The organism is Mesorhizobium sp. P2_D1 (assembly GCF_056404455.1).
In genome coordinates, this window is record NZ_JBFUDZ010000136.1 from 1 (window position 1) to 1,159 (window position 1,159).

Genomic DNA, 1,159 nt, shown 5'->3' on the forward strand with positions numbered 1-1,159 from the left:
GGCCAAGACCATACGCATCACGTCCCCCCATGGCACCGACGTGATCTACAGGCTTGGCGTCTATCCGACGGTCGGCGAATACGGCTATACCGACCAGCCGGGGCGCTGGGACCACTGGCCGGCCGCCTTCGTCTTCACCGGCGGCGCCGACGACGGCGTCGACGGCAAGATCGTGCTGGCGCCTGGCGACGTGCTTTTGCCGTTCAACACCTACGTGCGCGAGCCGGTCGTCTACACGATCGAAAAAGGCTTCGTTCAGGATATCCGCGGCGGCCTGGAGGCCGAACTCATCAAATCCTATATGGGTGAGTTCAAGGACCCGCGCGGCATGGGCATGAGCCATGTCGGCTGGGGGCTCGATCATCGGGCGCAGTGGCACGGCCTGACGCAATTTCCCGGCGGCATGGGCATGGAGCTGCGCTCCTTCTACGGCAATGTAATGTTTTCGACGGGCCCGAACAACGAACTCGGCGGTCCCAACGACACCGCCTGCCACCTCGACATTCCGATGCGTGGCTGCAGTCTTTTCCTGGATGACGAGCCGATCGTTGTGGACGGAGACATCGTCATCAAGGAAATGCAGCACCGCCAATAGACGAGACTGCCGGCACCCGATCGGCCCCAAGGCCTGAGGCTTATCTATATGCGATGTGAAGCATGACTCGTAGTCTGAATTGGGGACGGAAGCGGACCGGACGCTGCGAGCAAAGGCGTCCAAATGCGAACTCTCAGTTCGATGCGAGCTGCGTCGTGGGTGACTAATCCAGACTCCATCGCTGCTTCAGAACCGAGTAGAATGCTCTGCCGGTTGAGGCGACTTCAAGCTCTGGCAAGAGCATTCAGGGTCAGCTGGAAGTCGTGCCGCAGTCTCCAGCGCAACCCGCGAGGCTGTCATGGAAAGGCTCGGCAACACATCCTCCTGCAGCAATTTCTGGCGATTGCGGTCCATATAGTCGTTGAAACCGGCCGTGACGAACGCAAGAGGCACGAAACACGCGCCAATCTCGCGCGACAAGGTCGCCTCTGGGGCGATCGAGTGGTTGAGCACGTCCGCTCCCATGTTTCGATACGCCAGAGCTTCGGCGGGAGTTGTCAGTCGCGGCCCGTAGCAATGGGCAGCGACCAACTGCTGTTCGATGCCATGGACGCGGCATTCGGC

General features: G+C 60.9%; 2 protein-coding genes. One reads left to right on the forward strand and one right to left on the reverse strand.

The annotated features are described in order from the left end of the window. Nucleotides 1–595: 2,5-dihydroxypyridine 5,6-dioxygenase NicX family protein (locus AC1D0I_RS32550; RefSeq protein WP_477400177.1), on the forward strand; the 595-nt coding region annotated here is incomplete at its 5' end. 186 nt (nt 596–781) lie between these two features. Here AC1D0I_RS32550 and AC1D0I_RS32555 read toward each other — a convergent pair. After that, the coding region (locus tag AC1D0I_RS32555) for a phosphorylase family protein (RefSeq protein ID WP_477400178.1) at nt 782–1,159 on the reverse strand (378 nt) is incomplete at its 5' end.